General features: G+C 71.5%; 16 protein-coding genes. 9 read left to right on the plus strand and 7 right to left on the minus strand.

Annotated elements, in window-relative coordinates; all coding sequences use genetic code 11:
- Both Q0A33_RS04720 and Q0A33_RS04725 read left to right on the plus strand, forming a co-directional pair.
- Window positions 1-1,284: a GNAT family N-acetyltransferase gene (locus Q0A33_RS04720; RefSeq protein WP_291793859.1), complete on the plus strand. Its 1,284-nt coding sequence runs from the start codon at window positions 1-3 to the stop codon at window positions 1,282-1,284.
- 202 nt (window positions 1,285-1,486) lie between these two features.
- Window positions 1,487-2,212: a hypothetical protein gene (locus tag Q0A33_RS04725; protein WP_291793862.1), complete on the plus strand. Its 726-nt coding sequence runs from the start codon at window positions 1,487-1,489 to the stop codon at window positions 2,210-2,212.
- Window positions 2,213-2,349: 137 nt separating this feature from the next.
- Here the strand turns inward: Q0A33_RS04725 and Q0A33_RS04730 are convergent, their stop codons facing one another.
- Together Q0A33_RS04730 and Q0A33_RS04735 are read right to left on the minus strand one after the other, a co-directional pair.
- A complete protein-coding gene (locus Q0A33_RS04730; RefSeq protein WP_291793865.1) occupies window positions 2,350-3,288 on the minus strand; it encodes an alpha-L-glutamate ligase in 939 nt (312 codons plus the stop codon).
- A 36-nt stretch (window positions 3,289-3,324) separates the two neighbouring features.
- Window positions 3,325-4,329, minus strand: a complete 1,005-nt coding sequence (locus Q0A33_RS04735; RefSeq protein ID WP_291793868.1) for a YafY family protein — start codon at window positions 4,327-4,329, stop codon at window positions 3,325-3,327.
- Window positions 4,330-4,520: 191 nt separating this feature from the next.
- On the opposite strand from Q0A33_RS04735, the gene Q0A33_RS04740 reads away from it, so the two are divergent.
- Both Q0A33_RS04740 and Q0A33_RS04745 read left to right on the plus strand, forming a co-directional pair.
- Window positions 4,521-5,183, plus strand: coding sequence for a DinB family protein (locus Q0A33_RS04740; protein ID WP_291793871.1), 663 nt, complete (start codon window positions 4,521-4,523; stop codon window positions 5,181-5,183).
- Complete coding sequence (locus tag Q0A33_RS04745; protein ID WP_291793874.1) at window positions 5,180-5,680, plus strand: VOC family protein; 501 nt, start codon at window positions 5,180-5,182, stop codon at window positions 5,678-5,680. Before Q0A33_RS04740 ends, Q0A33_RS04745 begins: the two co-directional genes overlap by 4 nt.
- Window positions 5,681-5,837: 157 nt before the next feature.
- Here the strand turns inward: Q0A33_RS04745 and Q0A33_RS04750 are convergent, their stop codons facing one another.
- From Q0A33_RS04750 to Q0A33_RS04760, 3 genes are all read right to left on the minus strand, one after another.
- Window positions 5,838-6,845 carry an SRPBCC family protein gene (locus Q0A33_RS04750; protein ID WP_291793876.1) on the minus strand — a complete coding sequence of 336 codons (1,008 nt, stop codon included), beginning with the start codon at window positions 6,843-6,845 and terminating at the stop codon, window positions 5,838-5,840.
- Between the two features lie 74 nt (window positions 6,846-6,919).
- Window positions 6,920-7,342, minus strand: a complete 423-nt coding sequence (locus tag Q0A33_RS04755; RefSeq protein ID WP_291793878.1) for a metalloregulator ArsR/SmtB family transcription factor — start codon at window positions 7,340-7,342, stop codon at window positions 6,920-6,922.
- Between the two features lie 128 nt (window positions 7,343-7,470).
- Entirely contained in the window at window positions 7,471-7,977 is a 507-nt protein-coding gene (locus Q0A33_RS04760; protein ID WP_291793881.1) for an SRPBCC family protein, read from the minus strand.
- Window positions 7,978-8,173: 196 nt separating this feature from the next.
- Between Q0A33_RS04760 and Q0A33_RS04765 the strand changes: the two genes are divergently transcribed.
- The 4 genes from Q0A33_RS04765 (at window position 8,174) to Q0A33_RS04780 (ending at window position 13,494) form a co-directional block, all read left to right on the plus strand.
- Complete coding sequence (locus Q0A33_RS04765) at window positions 8,174-8,596, plus strand: glyoxalase/bleomycin resistance/extradiol dioxygenase family protein (protein WP_291793885.1); 423 nt, start codon at window positions 8,174-8,176, stop codon at window positions 8,594-8,596.
- Between the two features lie 42 nt (window positions 8,597-8,638).
- Window positions 8,639-10,606: a BCCT family transporter gene (locus Q0A33_RS04770; protein ID WP_291793888.1), complete on the plus strand. Its 1,968-nt coding sequence runs from the start codon at window positions 8,639-8,641 to the stop codon at window positions 10,604-10,606.
- 27 nt (window positions 10,607-10,633) lie between these two features.
- Window positions 10,634-11,935 carry a YibE/F family protein gene (locus Q0A33_RS04775; RefSeq protein WP_291793890.1) on the plus strand — a complete coding sequence of 434 codons (1,302 nt, stop codon included), beginning with the start codon at window positions 10,634-10,636 and terminating at the stop codon, window positions 11,933-11,935.
- A 140-nt stretch (window positions 11,936-12,075) separates the two neighbouring features.
- A complete protein-coding gene (locus Q0A33_RS04780) occupies window positions 12,076-13,494 on the plus strand; it encodes an LLM class flavin-dependent oxidoreductase (protein ID WP_291793893.1) in 1,419 nt (472 codons plus the stop codon).
- 31 nt (window positions 13,495-13,525) lie between these two features.
- On the opposite strand, the gene Q0A33_RS04785 is transcribed toward Q0A33_RS04780, so the two are convergent.
- Window positions 13,526-14,410: a patatin family protein gene (locus tag Q0A33_RS04785; RefSeq protein WP_291793896.1), complete on the minus strand. Its 885-nt coding sequence runs from the start codon at window positions 14,408-14,410 to the stop codon at window positions 13,526-13,528.
- Window positions 14,411-14,535: 125 nt separating this feature from the next.
- Here Q0A33_RS04785 and Q0A33_RS04790 point away from each other — a divergent pair, with 125 nt between their 5' ends.
- Window positions 14,536-15,468, plus strand: a complete 933-nt coding sequence (locus Q0A33_RS04790) for an NADP-dependent oxidoreductase (protein ID WP_291793898.1) — start codon at window positions 14,536-14,538, stop codon at window positions 15,466-15,468.
- A gap of 99 nt (window positions 15,469-15,567) precedes the next feature.
- On the opposite strand, the gene Q0A33_RS04795 is transcribed toward Q0A33_RS04790, so the two are convergent.
- Window positions 15,568-16,179 (minus strand): mismatch-specific DNA-glycosylase (locus Q0A33_RS04795; protein ID WP_291793900.1); only part of this gene is annotated, 612 nt, incomplete at its 5' end.

Here is a 16,179-nt window from a genome sequence, read left to right on the forward strand (position 1 = left end):
ATGGCATCGGTGACACTGCGGGACTTCCGCACGGACGATCTCGGCAGGATGGTGAACCTGTGGGAGGAGACGCGCACAGCGGGCGTCGAGCCCGTCTACGGACTGGCGGAGGTGCTGGCCTCCTGCCAGACCGATGAGGTCGTCGTCGCGGCCGTCGAGGGGGAGGACCGGCTCATCGGTGCCGCGGTCGGTCGTGCCGCACACGAACAGGGGTGGGTGGTGTTCCTCGGAATCGTGCCGGAGCACCGCACGGAGGAGCTGGGAGGGCGTCTGCTGACGGCCCTCGAACGCCGGCTGGCGGGCGCAGGCATCGGCACGATGTCCGCCCTCGTCGACAGCCAGGTGCCGGACGGCCTCGACCTCTTCCTCGGCAACGGCTTCGGTCTCCAGCACGAACTGCGCTACGTCGAACGGCGCATTCCCGTCCAGGGGCGCGATCTCACCCTGCTGCGTGAGCTGGGCGGGCGGATCCTGCCGCCGGACCACTGGGACGCGGTGGGCGGCATGGAGCAGGAGAAGGCACTCATCGAGCGGCGGCTCGTCATGCCGCTGGCGCAGCCGGCGCTCGCGGAGCGCTATGGAGTGGTCCCGCCGCGTTCGGCCATCCTGTTCGGCCCGCCGGGCACCGGGAAGACGACGTTCGCCAAGGCGGTCGCCTCACGGCTGGGATGGCCGTTCGTCGAGGTGTTCCCCTCGCGCCTGGGAGGCGACCCGGCCGGGATCGCCGCGGCGCTGCGCGAGACGTTCGCCCGCATCGCGGAGCTGGAGCGCGCCGTGGTGTTCATCGACGAGGTGGAGGAGATCGCCTCCCACCGGCGAGGCGATCCGCCCTCGCCCCTGCAGGGAGTGACGAACGAGCTGCTCAAGATCATCCCCGACCTCCGGGAGCAGTCCGGCAGGCTCCTCATCTGTGCGACCAACTTCATCCGCTCCCTCGACTCCGCGCTGCTGCGTCACGGCCGCTTCGACTACGTGCTGCCGATCGGTCTGCCCGATGCCGCGGCGCGCAGGGCCATCTGGGAGCGGTACATCCCGCGGGAGGCGGAGGTGGAGGTCGCCGAACTCGTCGCCGTCAGCGACGGCCTCACGCCGGCCGACATCGAGCATGCGGCCCGCCGGGCGGCGCAGAGCGCGCTGGAGAGGGCGGTGGAGCACGGGGAGGAGGCGCAGCCCGGGCCCACGACCGGAGACTACCTCGCGGCGCTGCAGACCATCAGGCCGACGGTGAGCAGGGAGGTGGTCGCGGAGTTCCTCGAGGACATCGAGGTGCTCGGCCGCACGTGAGGCAGGATCCCACGGAGGCACCGCGTGACGGTTCCCTCGGAACGGCGTGCACGGCCGGCGCGAAGGCCCGGCTGCGGCAGGGCTTCCTGTGACAGGCCCGCATCCGCTGTGGCCGTCCTGCCACACGGAAAGTGCAGGGACACCTGTTTCCGACTTTAGACTGTTTCGTATCCGTAGAGGCAACGACAGTTGAGGAATCATCATGAGCAGGAAGCTCGCACTGCGCCCCACACTCGCCACCGCCGCTGTTCTGGGCGTCTCCCTCGTCCTCGCCGGGTGCTCCGGCGGCGACGCGGAGGCGGACGACGCGCCGGCCCAGGAGGAGGCTCCGGCCGAGGAGGCGCAGGAGGACGCCGCCGAGGCCGCACCGGCTGCAGAGGAGGACGCACCCGCCGCTGAGGGCGGCGTGCCCAGCTGGGCCAAGGAGCCCACCGAGGGCGGTGACCAGATCGCGACGGTGGAGGCCGGCGACGTGACCGTTGACGTCTTCCAGATGGGCACCGCCCCGGCGCCCAAGGACGGCAACTGGGTGGACCCGGACACGGACGAGCCGCTCATCGCAGAGGGTGACGACCTCGTCTTCGTCAACTACGTCATCACGAACAACGGCGATCCGATCGATCTGGGCTCCAGCCTCGTGAGCGTCACGGCGGAGTACGACGACTGGGAGTACATGCAGGGCATGGGCGGCATCACGGACAGCGCGCTGTCCGAGGAGATGGGCGTGCAGTCCAGCGGAGTGGGCGAGACGGCGGATCCGACCGTCTACACCTTCGGCACCGGGGAGCACTTCAGCTACGGCGAGAACTTCCACTACCAGCCCGGCTCCGGCATCAGCTTCGAGGTGACGATCACCCCGGTGGACGCCGAGGGAGAGCTCCTCCACGACGAGAAGATCGAGGGCGAGGGGACCGGCACCATCGAGTGACCCTCGCCTGAGCCTGAGCCCGTGGTCGGACCGGGCCGCAGGCGCAGCGGGAACCGCGGACGCAGCCGGTGTGCTGAGCGGGCCGGCCCGGGGCGCGAGGAGAGGAGGGTGTGCACCCGCGGGTGCACACCCTCCTCTCATGCCCGGTCAGCCGTGACGTCTGCGGGATACGCCGTGCGCAGCAGGTTCCCCGTGTATCTGGCGATCTCCCGCGGGCCGGAGACGGGGGCCACGGCCTCGACGCCCGGGTTGTAGTTGGTGTTCGTGTTCACGTCATAGGTGAGCACGCGTCCGTCCGCCGTCTCGATGAACTCGATGCCCGCGATCTCTATCCCGGCACTCGCCAGGAAGCGTTCGTACTGGGCGATGACCGGCAGCTCTCCCGCATCCTCCCGCAGGCTGAACAGCGGGCGCTGACCGGGGAGCGCGCAGGCGTCGGCCGGGCACAGCTCGAAGCTGCCGGAGGACACGTCCACGCGCACGGCGTAGAGGAACCGGCCGCCGACGAACTCCGCCCGTGTGATGAACCCGTCCGCCGGCCGCGCGTACTCCTGGAGCAGTGAGATTCCGTCGTTCGGCTCCTCGAACTCCTCCGAGGCCGCCCATGCGGCGAAGGATGCGTGGTCGTCGAAGCGCTGCACGCTCAGCCCCTTGCCTCCCTGGTTGTGCTTGTACACGAACGGGGCGGCGAATTCGCCGGAGCGCTCCACGAGGCCCGCTCGCCCGAACACCGCCGCCGTCTGCGGCACCGCGATGCCGCTGCGCGCGAGCGCCTGATGCTGGGCGGCCTTCGAGACCTCCAGTTCGAGGACCGCCGAGCCGTTCACGACGGTCCGGCCGTGCGCCTCCAGCCAGCGCAGCACCGCGCGGCCGTACTCCTTGGCGTGGTCGTGTCCGCGTGACGGCGAGGAGGCCGACAGCCGGGACCAGAAGACCCCCTCGGGCGGTGTCGTGCCGAGGTCGAGGGCGCCGCCCGTCAGCTCCCACTCCTCGAACGGGACCCCCTCGGCCGCGAACGCCTCCCGGAACGGCGGGAGCCATTCGGGATTGTCGTGGATGATGTGGACTGCGGTCACGGCGGGCCTCCTCCTGGCGGATCTGCCCGGCCCACTCTATGCCTCCGCACCCTCGCGTGCGCCGGCACCGTCATCGTGCGCAGTGCCCTCGGCCAGCGCCGCGAGCCGCGCCGCCATGCTGCGAGCGGCCTCGCGCAGCTCCGCCGGCTCCAGGACGACGATCTCCCAGCCGAGCATCGCGAGGTGGCAGGCGATCCACTCCAGGCCGTCGCCGGAGACCGTGAGCAGGCTCCAGCCCCTCTCCGCGTCCGGCGCCACACTGCCCACCTGCGGCGGCACCCGTGCGGCGAGCTCCTCGGGCGAGGTGCGGACCCGCACCCGGGCCGTGCGACTGTACGGCGCCTCGGTGACGGAGCTGCAGACGTACTCGACCGGATCCGGATGCTCCCTGCGGCGGAAACGCTGCCCGGTGGGCTCGAGGCCGCGCACGCGGTCCAGCCGGAAGGTGCGCCAGTCGTCCCGGTCGAGGTCCCACGCCATGAGGTACCAGCGCGGTCCGGTGGTGACCATGTGGACGGGTTCGACGGTGCGCGTGCTCTCCGTCCCCGTCCCGGAGACATAGGAGAAGCGCACGCGCTCGCCGTCGCGGCAGGCACGGGCGAGGGTGAGGAGGACGTCTGGGCTCACCTCTGCGACCGGTCGGTGCAGGGGATCCGTGGCCGCGTGCACCGCCCGCACTTCTGCGCGGAGACGCGGCGGCATGACCTGGTCGAGTGTGGCGAGCGCGCGCAGCGCGGCCTCGCCCGCGCCGGCGACGGCGTGGGTGGAGGAGAGGCGGAGGGACAGTGCTGCGGCCACCGCCTCGTCGTCGTCCAGCAGGAGCGGCGGCATCCGGGCGCCCCGCCCCAGCCGGTAGCCGCCGCTCGCGCCCGCGGCGGAGACGACCGGATAGCCCAGCGAGCGCAGGCGGGCGACGTCGCGGCGCACGGAACGGGTGGTGACGCCGAGTTCAGCCGCGAGCTCCTGGGCGAACCAGGAGTGCCGCTGCTGGAGGAGCGAGAGCAGGCGCAGCACCCGTGCGGCGGTGTCCTCCGTGCTCATGCGTGCTCCTTTCGCAGGCTCTTCTCCCGGTGGACGCACCTCACGAGTGCCCCACCGGCGGCGGATGAGCCCTTCCGCTCAGCCTCCCATACTCTGCGGACCGGATCTGTCCGCAGCAGGGGGAAGACTGGAGGGACGCGGGACGTCCGCGACCGGTGGTGCGGAACCGCCGGCGGAGAGAGGAGTCCGGTATGCCGGAGAGAGACGACGTGCTCGGTGCAGCGGGAGGGCCCGGCCAGGCGGCGGAGAACGGGGACGGAGGACGGCCTGCGGGCGGTTGGGCCGCGCAGCTCGTGGACCAGCTCGACTGGCACTGGCGCAACCAGCTGCGTGCACGCCTGGAGGGGCTCACGGACGAGGAGCTCTTCTGGGAGCCCGTGCCGGACTGCTGGACCGTGCGCCCGCGGGGGACCGGGACGGCGCCGCTGCAGGGCGGCTCCGGGGCGATGACGATCGACTTCGCCTTCCCCGAGCCGCAGCCCGCCCCGTTCACGACCATCGCCTGGCGGCTGGGCCATGTGCTCGTGGGCGTGCTGGGCGCGCGCACGGCCGCGCACTTCGGCGGTGAGCCGCGGGACTACTTCACCTACGAGTACGCGGAGAACGCCGCGCAGGCGCTGGCGCAGCTGGACGCGGAGTACGCGGCCTGGATCGCGGGCGTCTCCGCCCTCACGGAGGAGGACCTCGCGCAGCCGTGCGGGGAGGCGGAGGGGCAGTTCGGCCATCTGCCCATGTCCGCCCTCGTCCTGCACATCAACCGCGAGTTCATCCACCACCTCGCGGAGATCTGTCTTCTCCGCGACCTCTACGTCCACAGCCATGCAGTCGATGCACATGCAGGGGAGAGGCCATGACCGGCACAGCCGCGCGCACCGTCCAGATCACCGTCGACGCTCGCGATCCCCGCGCCCTCGCGCTCTTCTGGTGCGAGGCGCTCGGATACGCCGTGCCGCTGCCGTTCGGTGAGCAGACAGCGCCTCCGGGAGGGGAGGAAGAGGCCGCGAAGCAGGGGGATCCCTTCCGTGTCTGGGAGGTCTTCCTCGCGGGCGCCGGAGTGCCGTCCGGACAGTGGAACGCGAGAGCCGCAGCCGAGGATCCGGCGGGCCTCGAGCCCCGCCTGTTCTTCCAGCGCGTTCCGGAGGGCAAGTCGGTGAAGAACCGCGTGCATCTCGACGTGCGCGCGGCACCGGGGCTCGTGGGCGAGGAGCGGATGGCGGCCCTCGAGGCCGAATGCGCGCGCCTCGTCGCCGCGGGCGCCGCCAGGCTCGAACGGGTGGACCCCGCTCCGCCGCTGGAGGCGGGCTTCATCGTCATGGCCGATCCCGAGGGCAACGAGTTCTGCCTCGACTGAGCTCCGGCCGCGCTGGGTCCCGGTTGACTGAGTCTGGGCTGCGCAGGGTCTCGGCTGCGCAGGGTCTCGGACCGCACCGCGTCGGGACCCTGTCGCTCGGCACGCGGCCTCCGGAAGCGCACAACGCCTCCGGAGGCCGCGTGGGTGAGGGCCGGGTTCAGGCCGGACTCAGCACCTCCCGCTCCAGCCGGGCGTAGCTGTCCTCCATGCCGTTCGTCATCCCGGTGGCGAGGATCGCGTCCCGCACCTCCTGGCTGGGGTAGGTGATGAGCAGCGAGAGGAGGGTGCCGCCGGAGACCGGCGTCAGCGTCATCTCGTTGACGACCGAGGTCCACTGCTCGTCATTGACTCCGTCGGCCACCTGATCCCCGCCCACCATGCGCTCGGTGGTGACCTCGCGGTGCGGCGGCTGGGACTCCAGCACCTCACCGGTGAAGCCGAACCGGTTCTCCCCGTCATCCGACTCCCACTCGAAGCGGTACGTGCCGCCGACCTCGGCGGGCGGCTCGCACACCGGCATGGTCCAGCCGTCCGGGCCCAGCTGCCAGCGCTGGAGCAGCGCCGCCTCGTGGTGGGCGCGCCAGACCTGCTCCACGTCCCCGCGGATCACACGGGACACCCGCACCCTGGTGTCGCTGAGCAGCTGGGCCTCCGTCGCGCGTCCTGCGGCGAACGACTCGAGATCCGCGAGCACCGTGTCGATCTGGCCCATGGCGGCCTTGGTGCCCTCGAGCATGCCCATCTCCAGGAGCTGCGAGAGCTCCTCCTCGGAGTTGAAATGGGTGGTGGTGGTCAGGCGCGAACCGTCCGCGGTCTCCTCGAAGGAGAAGACCATCCGCATGGAGGGCAGTTCGGTGTTGGGATTGCCCTCGGCATCGGCGAAGCCGTCGCGGACCTCGAACGAGTGCGGTGCGTCCACGGCGACGAACTCCCAGTAGCCGCCGGGCGTGTCGCCGTCGGGTCCCGTCATGTAGTAGTGGGAGTGTCCGCCCGCCACCATGTCGTGGCGGGTGAAAGTCGCCGGATACTCCGGTGGCCCCCAGAACCGCTCGATCTTCCGGGGATCCGCGTAGGCGTCCCACAGCTGGGCCAGCGGCACGGGGAACTCCGCGACGATCGTGAGCGTGAGGTCCTCGGTGCGGGTGTCGATCTGCGTGATGGGCATGGTCCTGCCCCTTCTCCCGGAGGCTCCGGGTCCGTTCTCGGATGCGCCGCCCGGGAATGGGCGGAGCAGTGTGCTCAGCGCGGGAAGCCCTGCGGGCGGGTGGGGCGCCCCTGGCGGTCGGATGGGGTCTCGTCCTCGTCGACGGTGGTCCCCTCCTCCTCGAACAGCGAGTCGAGCCTGCTGATCCTCCCTCGCCAGATGCGCGCGTACTCGTCGAGCATGCGCTGCACGAGCGAGAGGGTCTCCGGGCTTCCGCTCACCACCCTCTCCCTGCCGTTCCGGGTCTTCCTCACGAGTCCTGCCTCCTCCAGGACCCTCACGTGCTTCTGCACGGCTGCGAAGGACATCTCGTAGTCACCGGCGAGCGCGGAGACGTTCGCCGGTGCCGCGAGCGTGCGGCGCACGATGTCGCGGCGGGTCGCATCGGCCAGTGCCCGGAAGATCCGGTTGACCTCGTCGTCCGTGAGCATCGGGTGCTCCGCCTCTTGTGCAACCATGTGGTTGTACATTACGACCGTGAGAGCGCGAGGTCAAGGGTTCCCCGGGAGGTTCTCAGGTGTGCTGTGGAGTCCCCACGCACCCTGCGGGGGCCACGCCTGCCGCGCCCCGCGCGTCCACACCTGCCTCACCTCCGCGTGCGGGTGCTCAGCTCCCGCGCGAGGCCGCGTGCGCCTCCCCGCATCACCGTGCGGTGCGAGAGTCCGGAGAGCGGTCGCAGCAGCCGGAGCAGGGGCCGTGCGGTGACGACGCACCAGACGATGTCGACGCGAGTGATCCCTCCGGCCTCGTGCGCGAGCCACAGACCGTGTCCGCGGAGGTCCCCGCGGACGGCGACGCGTGCCCGCCGGGGAGGTGCGGCCTCGACGATCCGGAGCGAGAGGCGCAGAGCTCCGGCGGGCGGTCCCGGGAGGAGCGGGCTGCGCACCGTGAGATCCACGCGGGCGCCGCTGCCGTCGCCTGTGCCCGAGGCCGGCGCGACAGTCCGCTCCATACCCGGCCACCAGCGGGGCCAGGCGGCGGGATCCGCGAAGGCGTCCCAGACTGCTTGCGCCGGAGCGTCCAGGAGCCAGCGGGACTCGAAGTGGAAGGGCGCGGACTCGCCGGGCCGCGGCTCCGGGTGCTGGTGCAGCATCTGTGCAGTGTAGAGCCCTGTTGCGCAGAGCGCTGTCCGTTTCTGAGTCATACCGGTGAATCGCCGGTGAGCTGGACCACAGCTCAGGCGAGCGGCGCATCATTGGTGCAGTCGCGCGGCCTGCGCGGCAGGAAGGCTCCATCGCGGGCCCCGCCGGAGGGGCCTGCCGGAATCCTGCTCCACGGAAGGACACGCCATGTCTGAGACCCTCGCCCCGTACATCGCCCTGCCCGGAACCGCAGGGGACGCCTTCGTGCACTGGCGGGAGGTGCTGGGCGGCGAGCTCGACATGCTCCGCTACGGCGACGGCCCGCCGATGGAGGGCATGCCGTTCACCCCGGACCCCCAGGCCGTCGCGCACGCCGTGCTCACCACCCCGGCCGGGCAGATCGCCGGTGGCGACGCCATGGGCCAGGACGAGGAGTACCCCGTGCGGGGCACTGCGTACTCGCTGCTCTACACGGCGGACTCGCCGGAGCGCGCCCGGGCGATCATCGAGGCCTTCGTCGCCGGGGGAGGTGAGGTGAACCTGCCGTTCGACCGTGCCCCCTGGGGCGACTGGTACGGCCAGGTCTTCGACCGGTTCGGAGTGATGTGGTCCCTGTCCGTGCCTGCGTGAGGCAGTGACACCAGGCGCACCGACGGAAGAGCAGGAGGAGACATGAGCGCACAGCCGGATTCCGCAGAGGATCTGATCGAACAGCTGCAGCAGTCCACGCACAAGAAGCGGGGGAGGAGGCGCATAGGGCTGGACAAGGCCGTGTTCGGCACCGCCGGGGTGCTGGCGGTCGCGTTCGTGGTCTGGGGCTTCGCCTCCCCGAGCAACCTCGGCGAGGTCGCGCAGACGCTGCTCGACGGGACCATGAACCGGTTCGGCTGGCTCTTCGTCGTGGCCTCGGCGGTCTTCACGGTCTTCGTGATCGTGGTGGCGATGAGCAGGTTCGGCAGGATCCCGCTGGGCAAGGACGATGAGCGGCCCCAGTACCGGACCTCCTCGTGGATCGCGATGATGTTCGCCACGGGGATGGGGATCGGCCTGGTGTTCTACGGGGTGGGCGAACCCCTCTTCTTCTACATGTCCCCGCCGCCGTCGACCGTCGAGGGCTCCACGGCGGAGGCGATGGGGACGGCGATGGGCCAGACGCTCTTCCACTGGACGCTCTTCCCCTGGGCCATGTACGCCATCGTGGGCCTGGGCGTGGCCTACGGCTCGTTCCGGCTGGGCCGCTCGCAGCTCTTCTCCTCGATGTTCACCCCGATCTTCGGCGAGAGGGTCGTCAACGGCACCGGCGGGCGGGTCATCAACATCCTCGCGATCCTCGCGACGCTGTTCGGGTCCGCCTGCTCCCTGGGACTGGGGGCCATCCAGATCGGCGGCGGCATCCAGTCCGCCGGCATCATGTCGTCCGTCTCGTCTCCCGTGCTCGTGATCATCATCGCGGTGCTGACCGCGGCGTTCGTCGCCTCCGCGGTCTCCGGGATCGAGCGCGGCATCCAGTGGCTGTCGAACATCAACATGGTCCTGGCGGTGGTGCTGGCGCTCATCGTGTTCATCGGCGGACCCACCCTCTTCATCCTCAACGTCATCCCGTCCTCGGTGGGCGCATTCGTGGAGGCGCTGCCGCAGATGGCATCCCGCACCACGGCGCTGGGCGACGAGTCCGTGGCGACGTGGCTGTCGACCTGGACCATCTTCTACTGGGCCTGGTGGGTCTCCTGGTCCCCGTTCGTGGGCCTGTTCATCGCCCGCATCTCCCGCGGCCGGACCATCCGCCAGTTCGTCGCGGGCGTGCTGTTCGTCCCCTCGGCCATCTCCCTCCTCTGGTTCGCGATCTTCGGCGGGGGTGCCATCGGCATCCAGGAGCGGGCGGAACGGGGTGAGGGGAACGTCGAGGCGCTCGCCTCGATGGTCGACGGCGCGCCGGACATCAACTTCGACCTCATCCTCTTCGAACTGCTCGATGCCCTCCCCGTCCCGGGCCCCGTCGCGATCGTGCTCATGGTCGTCACGGTCCTCCTCATCGCGATCTTCTTCGTCACGGGGGCGGACTCCGCATCCATCGTCATGGGCTCGCTCGCGGAGAACGGCGCCGAGGAGCCCACCCGGCGGTCCGTGATCTTCTGGGGAGTCGCCACGGGTGCCGTCGCCGCCGTCATGCTGCTGGCCGGCGGTGAGGACCCGGCGGAGGCGCTCAACGGCCTGAAGAACATCACGATCGTCTCCGCGCTGCCGTTCGTGCTGGTGATGCTGCTGCTGTGCGTGGCGCTGTGGCGGGACCTGCGGACGGATCCGCTGGTGCTGCAGGGCCGGCTCGCCTCGAAGCTGCTCGAGGACTCGGTGATGCAGGCCGTGGACACGCACGACGGGCCGTTCACGCTCTCCACGCACCAGCTGCCGGTCGTGGACACGGAGGAGGAGCGGTCCGAGGCGGGCGGTGCGGACGGATCGGACGGTGCGGATGGTGCGGACGGCCTCGGCGACGAGGACGCTCCGGGAGACCATGGCTCTCCGGGTGCCCAGGACGCTCCTGCGGGCCGGGACGCCCCGGAGGACGACCCCGCCGCGGCCCCCGCGGAGGCCGCTCGTGACGAGGCGGCGGAGGGAGGTGGCGCGCCCGCTTCGCGCTGAGGGCCGAAGCAGGGAAGAATCCTGTCCATGCGCACCCGTCTGCGGCCCACCCGCGAACAGTACGTCTCCCTGCTCGTCGCCCTGTGCGTGCTCGTCTTCGCACTGCCCGTCGTCATCGCACTGTGGCCGAGCCAGCAGCCCACGGGGCTGCCCAACGGCACCACCGTGGCCTACGAGCGCGCGGAGCTCACGGACGTGGAGCTGGGCGACTGCGCCCAGTGGGTGGACTCGGACTCCTTCTGCGGACAGGCGGTGGCCCATCTGGAGGACGGGTCCGCGCACCAGATCGGCATCACCAAGGACGGAGCCTCCGCGGACCTGGGCGACGGGGACGCGGTGGTGGTCTCCGTCTCCACGACGGCGGACGGCGAGGCGACCATCTACTCCTTCCACTCCGTGGAGCGGGGCACGGGGATGCTCGTCATCGCCGCCGTCGTCCTCGTCCTCGTCGCCCTCAGCGTAGGCGGCAAGGGCCTGCGGGCCTTCGCCTCCCTCGTGGTCTCCGCCCTCTTCATCTGGATGTTCCTCGTCACCGGCATCCACCTGGGCGGGAACCCGCTCGCCTATGCCGGCCTCACCTCCGTGCTCGTCCTCACTGTCGTCCTGCACTTCACCCACGGCTTCAGCGCCAAGACGCTCGCGGCCTGGGTGGGCACGGTGTGCGGAGTGGGGTCCGCGCTGCTGGCGGGCTGGGTGATGTCCACGGTGCTGCGGCTGACCGGCCTCGACGAGACGACCTCGGCGGCGGTGTTCGCGGCCTACGACATCGACGTGCGGGTGCTGGCGCTGGGCGCCCTCCTCATCGCCCTCATCGGCATCCTCAACGACATCACGGTGGCGCAGGCCTCGACGGTCTTCTCGCTCATGGACGTGGAGAGCGGAGGAGGCCACGCGCACGGTCATGCGCACGAAGGCGGCGCCGCAGGGCAGGCCGCGGCGGCCGACGGCGCCGTTGCCGGGCTCCGTCCCCGAGGCCGCGCCCGGCGGGCGCGAGGCAGCAGGTTCTCCCGCCGCGGCGCGGGCGAGCGCTCGCTCATGGGACGGGCGATGGAGGTGGGCCGCGACCACGCGGCCTCGGCGATCTACACCGTGAGCTTCTCCGTGGTGGGCGGGAGCCTCGCGGCCTTCGTGGTGGCCCGCTCCTACGACATGCCCATCTGGGCGCTGCTCCAGTCCGAGACCGTCGCGAACACCGTCGTCCAGCTGCTCGCGGGGATCTTCGGCCTGGTCGTGACGATGCCGGCGACCACTTTCTTCGCCATCGTCTTCGCCCGGAAGCTGTGCCTGCCGCGTGAGGGCGCGGGCGGCGGGGCCGCGGGAGGTGCGTGAGCCGGCGGCGGTGACGCCGGATGACGCCGTGCGGCGCGGTGTGACGGTGCTCTCCTCGAGCAGGTGCACGCGCCCCTAGCCTCGACGGGTCACGCGCCCCTGCGCACGCAGGATCCGGCGCGGCTGCGAGAGGAGACGGCGTGAGCAGGCAGATCAGGTTCAACGCGTTCGAGATGAACTGCGTGGCCCACCAGTCCCCGGGGCTCTGGCGCAGGCCGGGCGACGAGGCCTGGAAGTACAAGGACATGGACTACTGGCAGAACATCGCGCGGATCGCCGAGCGCGGCGTCTTCGACTCCGTCTTCATCGCGGACGTGCTGGGGACCTATGACGTGTTCGGCGGGAACGACCTCGCCGCGATCCGGCAGGGGGCGCAGGTGCCGGTGAACGACCCGCTGCAGCTCGCGGTGATCGGTGCCGGGGTCACGGAGAACGTGGGGTTCGGGATCACCGCAGGCACCGCGTTCGAGCACCCGGTGCCCTTCGCGCGTCGCCTCTCCACGCTCGACCACCTCACGAGGGGACGGGTGGGGTGGAACGTGGTGACCGGATACCTGCCCTCGGCGGCGCGGAACCTGGGCCAGAAGGATCAGCTGGCCCACGACGCGCGCTACGACCACGCGGACGAGTACCTGGAGGTCGTCTACAAGCTGCTCGAGGGCTCCTGGGAGGACGACGCGGTGGTGCGTGACGCGGAGGCCGGCGTCTTCGCGGTCCCGGAGAAGGTCCACCACATCGGCCACCACGGCACGTACTTCGACGTGCCCGGCATCCACCTCTCCGAACCCTCTCCGCAGCGCACGCCGGTGGTGTTCCAGGCGGGTGCCTCACCGCGGGGAGTGCGGTTCGCGGCGGAGAACGCGGAGGCGATCTTCATCGGCGGACCCACCAAGGCGGCGGCGAAGAGCACCGTCGCCCGGATCCGTGCCGCACTGGTTCAGGCGGGCAGGGACCCCTACGACGCGAAGATCTACCTGCTGTCCTCGATCGTCACGGACGAGACCTCCGCCGGCGCCCGCGCCAAGTACGCCGACCTCCTGTCCTACGCCACGGTGGAGGGCGCACAGGTGTTCTTCTCCGGCTGGCTGGGCATCGACCTCTCCCGCTACGACCTGGACGAGCCGCTGGGCAACGTGGAGTCCAATGCGATCCAGTCCGCGCTCGAGGCCTTCCAGGGGGAGAACGACCGCGGCGAGACCTGGACGGTGCGCGACATCGTCAGGCTGGGAGGGATCGGCGGGCAGGGCCAGGTCTTCGTGGGCGATCCCGGAGAAGTGGCGGACACGCTGCAGGAGATCGTGGAGGAGACGGACGTCGACGGCTTCAACCTCGCCTACGCCACCACGCCGGGCACCTTCGAGGACGTCGTGGACCTGGTGGTGCCGGAGCTGCAGGCGCGCGGCGCGTATCCGGAGGAGTACGCGGCGGGAACCCTGCGGCACAAGCTCTTCGGCAGAGGTGACCGGCTGCCCGCCCACCACCGTGGTGCGCAGTACCGGGTGGGCGGGCCGCTCTCCACCGTCGACGACGTCACCGGCACCGGGCGGCCTGGGCGCTGAGCGCACCGGCGCGGCCGGTCGAACCCCCGCTTCAGCTCAGCCCCAGGAACTCCCGCAGCGCCGGCAGCTCGCGGCGGGACTGGCTGAGCCCGGCGCGGTGGGCCGCCGCCAGCCGGGAGAGGCTGCGCGTGCCGTTCGTCAGCGGCATGCGCTCCGGAGCGAAGACGTGGGCGCGACCGGCGTGCTCGAGTTCGAAGACCCGCTCCAGGGTCGCGTTGTAGCGCTGCCAGCGGGTGAGCAGGGCCTCGGCGACGGCGGGGTGCCTCCGGAAGTGGGCACGGAAGTAGGCGGGGAAGCGCTGTGGCTCCTTCCGGTAGCCGCGCTCCTGCGTGAGCACCACGACGAACCTCTCGTCCCCGTCCGCCTGCGCCTGCGTGAGCGCGATCCCGCCGTCGCGGCCCAGTGCGCCGTCCACGTAGGTGCGGCCTCCCATCGTCACCGGAGGCATGAGGACGGGCATGGTGGAGGAGGCGCGCACGCGGACCATGAGGTCGTCGATCGTCGTGAGGTCCTCCCGGCCCCAGACGGCCTCCTCGCCGGACTCCGCGTCGAAGGCGAGGATGCGCACGTCCGCGGGGTTCGTGCGGAAGGCCTCCCAGTCGAACGGGAGGGCCTGGTCCGGTCCGCTCGTCCGCTGATAGATGTACTCGGCGTTGAACAGCCCCTGTCCGCGCATCCAGGTGCGCACATCGCCGAACTGCGCGTCCGCCGCGAAGTCCACGAAGCAGCGGCGGGCCCGCCGGGCGTCACGGGAGACGAAGTTGGCGGTGTTCGTGGCTCCCGCGCTGATGCCGCCCACCCAGGGGAATTCGATGCCGGCCTCGAGCAGGGTGACGGCGAAGGCGCTGGTGTAGGCGGCGCGCATGCCGCCGCCCTCGAAGATCAGTGCGGTGCTGGACGGAGAGGTGCCGGTCATGGGCCCACTGTAGCCACGCCGGGGGCGCGGACGTCCGGAGGTGCGGGAGGCCGCCCGGAGGTGCGGGAGGCCGCCCACCGCCGGTGCCGGGGAATACGGCATCTCCCCGGTGTGTTCCGCCCCACATGAAGGCGATCGGATACATACGGAACGGCGACCCCGACGTGCTGGAGGTCCTCGACCTCCCCGAACCGGTTCTCGGACCGGGGGAGATCCTCCTCCGGGTCCGGGCGGCGGCGGTGAATCCCACGGACACCGTCCGCAGGGCGGGCGGTGCGAGGGCGCAGGGCGATCAGCCTCCCTTCGTGCCGGGGATGGACGCCGCGGGCACGGTCGAGGCCGTGGGGCCGGAGACGGACACGGACCTCGCGCCCGGCGATGCGGTGATGGCGATCGTGGTGCCCGGCGGCGCCCACGGCGCCTATGCGGAGAAGGTCGCGGTGCCGGCGGAGTCCGTGGTGCGGATCCCCGCCGGGGCCTCCTTCCCCGAGGCTGCCGCGCTTCCCATGAACGGGCTCACCGCCCGGCTCGCCCTGGACACGCTCGATCTGCCCGCCGGCAGCACGATCGCGGTGACCGGCGCGGCGGGTGCCTTCGGCGGCCACGCGGTGGAGCTGGCGAAGGTGGACGGCCACACCGTCATCGCGGACGCGGCGGAGGCGGACGAGGAGCTCGTCCGCTCGCTGGGAGCAGACCACGTGGTGCGGCGCGGGGCGGGCTTCGCCGAGGCGGTGCGCGCCCTGGTGCCCGCGGGAGCGGACGGGGTCATCGACGGCGCGGTGCAGCTGGACGAGATCGTGCCTGCGGCGGCGGACGGCGCCACCGTCGTCACGATCCGGGGAGACAAGGGCGACCGTGCCCGCGGAGTGCGGTTCTGGTCGATCGTCGTGGGCAAGTACGCGCGCAGGCGGGATCTGCTCGAGGAGCTGCGGAGGCTCGCGGAGGCCGGCCGGGTGCGTCCGCGCGTGGCTGATGTGCTCCCCAAGGAGGCCGCGGCGGTGGCACACCGCCGGCTGGAGGCAGGCGGAGTCCGGGGCAGGCTCATCCTCGAGTTCTGAGCACCGGGTTCTGGGGGCCTCGGGTTCTGAACGCCGGGTTCTGAACGCCGGCGCATGGGCGGCGGATCCTTCGCTCCCGGCCGGGAACCGGTCCCCGGGTCAGGTGCCGAGGGAATCCCACACCTCCCGCCACTTCGCGGCGAGGGTGTCGATGTTCTCGTGCGCGTTGAGGCCGCTGGGCTGCGGCACCACCCACAGCGCCACGTCGGCCGGCCAGCCCGGCACGGTCTCCGGATCCTGCCGCCCGAGGACGGCCTTCCGCAGTCCGTAGGCCGTGCGGAACGCCGTGATCCCGGCGATGGCCGCACCCGCCGGGCGCATCGCACGGACGCGTTCGGTGAGCCTGACCCCGGCCGCGCGCAGCTCGTCCGCGGTGAGCTCGTCCGCGCGGACCGTCGCCCTCCCCACCAGATTGGTGAGGCCGATGCCGCGGTCCAGCAGCTGCGCCTCGTCCTCGGCCGTGAGGCCCGCCGCCGCGTCCACGACGTGGTCGGTGAGTCCGGCGCGGTGGAGGGACGGCCAGAAGCGGTTGCCGGGGCGGGCGAAGGGGGCGTTGACCGCGGCGGTCCACAGCCCCGGGTTGACGCCCACGATCAGCAGTCGCAGGCGTGTGTCCTCCAGCGGCAGCACGTCGTCGATCGCATCCGGGTCGTCGGACGCGAACCGGGCGAGATCGTCCCGGGTGGGCCTGCGGCCGCCGAGCGGCGAGGG

Source organism: Brevibacterium sp., assembly GCF_022712115.1.
GTDB lineage: Bacteria > Actinomycetota > Actinomycetes > Actinomycetales > Brevibacteriaceae > Brevibacterium > Brevibacterium salitolerans.

Bases quoted from the DNA above. Each gene is read 5' to 3' on its own strand.
- Q0A33_RS04785 (WP_291793896.1), bottom strand. From the start codon at position 14,410: ATGACCGGCACCTCTCCGTCCAGCACCGCACTGATCTTCGAGGGCGGC.
- Q0A33_RS04745 (WP_291793874.1), top strand. From the start codon at position 5,180: ATGACCGGCACAGCCGCGCGCACCGTCCAGATCACCGTCGACGCTCGC.
- Q0A33_RS04720 (WP_291793859.1), top strand. From the start codon at position 1: ATGGCATCGGTGACACTGCGGGACTTCCGCACGGACGATCTCGGCAGG.
- Q0A33_RS04770 (WP_291793888.1), top strand. From the start codon at position 8,639: ATGAGCGCACAGCCGGATTCCGCAGAGGATCTGATCGAACAGCTGCAG.
- Q0A33_RS04790 (WP_291793898.1), top strand. From the start codon at position 14,536: ATGAAGGCGATCGGATACATACGGAACGGCGACCCCGACGTGCTGGAG.
- Q0A33_RS04765 (WP_291793885.1), top strand. From the start codon at position 8,174: ATGTCTGAGACCCTCGCCCCGTACATCGCCCTGCCCGGAACCGCAGGG.
- Q0A33_RS04750 (WP_291793876.1), bottom strand. From the start codon at position 6,845: ATGCCCATCACGCAGATCGACACCCGCACCGAGGACCTCACGCTCACG.
- Q0A33_RS04735 (WP_291793868.1), bottom strand. From the start codon at position 4,329: ATGAGCACGGAGGACACCGCCGCACGGGTGCTGCGCCTGCTCTCGCTC.
- Q0A33_RS04775 (WP_291793890.1), top strand. From the start codon at position 10,634: ATGCGCACCCGTCTGCGGCCCACCCGCGAACAGTACGTCTCCCTGCTC.
- Q0A33_RS04760 (WP_291793881.1), bottom strand. From the start codon at position 7,977: ATGCTGCACCAGCACCCGGAGCCGCGGCCCGGCGAGTCCGCGCCCTTC.
- Q0A33_RS04725 (WP_291793862.1), top strand. From the start codon at position 1,487: ATGAGCAGGAAGCTCGCACTGCGCCCCACACTCGCCACCGCCGCTGTT.
- Q0A33_RS04740 (WP_291793871.1), top strand. From the start codon at position 4,521: ATGCCGGAGAGAGACGACGTGCTCGGTGCAGCGGGAGGGCCCGGCCAG.
- Q0A33_RS04755 (WP_291793878.1), bottom strand. From the start codon at position 7,342: ATGGTTGCACAAGAGGCGGAGCACCCGATGCTCACGGACGACGAGGTC.